The sequence below is a fragment of the Vibrio sp. 1641 genome, assembly GCF_033339995.1.
Taxonomy (GTDB): Bacteria; Pseudomonadota; Gammaproteobacteria; order Enterobacterales; family Vibrionaceae; genus Vibrio; species Vibrio alginolyticus.
Genome location: NZ_JAWOVP010000288.1, coordinates 1 through 618 on the forward strand (window position 1 = coordinate 1; position 618 = coordinate 618).

At 49.8% G+C, this 618-nt stretch carries 2 pseudogenes; both read left to right on the plus strand.

The features are described from left to right. Positions 1-91 (plus strand): annotated as a pseudogene (locus R7Z47_RS25570) (YscB family type III secretion system chaperone); the annotation flags it as partial. Beyond that, positions 79-618 (plus strand): annotated as a pseudogene (gene vscC / locus R7Z47_RS25575) (SctC family type III secretion system outer membrane ring subunit VscC); the annotation flags it as partial. The pseudogenes R7Z47_RS25570 and vscC, both read left to right, overlap by 13 nt.

Here is a 618-nt window from a genome sequence, read left to right on the forward strand (position 1 = left end):
GCAACATGCCAACGTGTGTGAACGCTACATGGAATTGCTTGAACACGAGCGTGTTAATCACACCATCAGTCATCATGTGTGGTTACCGTAATGCGAACTCTCATGCCAAAAATAGGGCGCATTGCCGCCAAAATGACATTGTGCGCGCTGTGTGTCGTTCCGATGTTTTCTGTACAAGCGACAGAGCTCAATTGGCCAGAACAACCGTTTCGTTACTATGCCGATAACGATTCGCTGAAAGATCTGCTTAACAACTTTGGTGCCAACTATCGAGTATCCGTGTCTGTGAGCGACAAAGTGAATGACCGAGTGAGTGGTCGATTCACGCCAGAAGATCCAGCGGAGTTTCTCGACTACCTAGCGCAAGTTTATAACTTGATGTGGTACTTCGATGGCGCAGTACTGCACGTTTACAAAGCGACAGAAACGCGCTCCCGATTGCTGCAATTGGAACTGCTTACCGCGCGCGAGCTTCGCAGTACCTTGATTTCAACCGGTGTTTGGGATGCTCGTTATGGTTGGCGCGCTGCCGAAAATAAAGGGCTGGTTTATCTAGCTGGGCCGCCGCGTTACGTTGAGTTAGTAGTGCAAACCGCAGAAGCGTTAGAGAGCCGATTG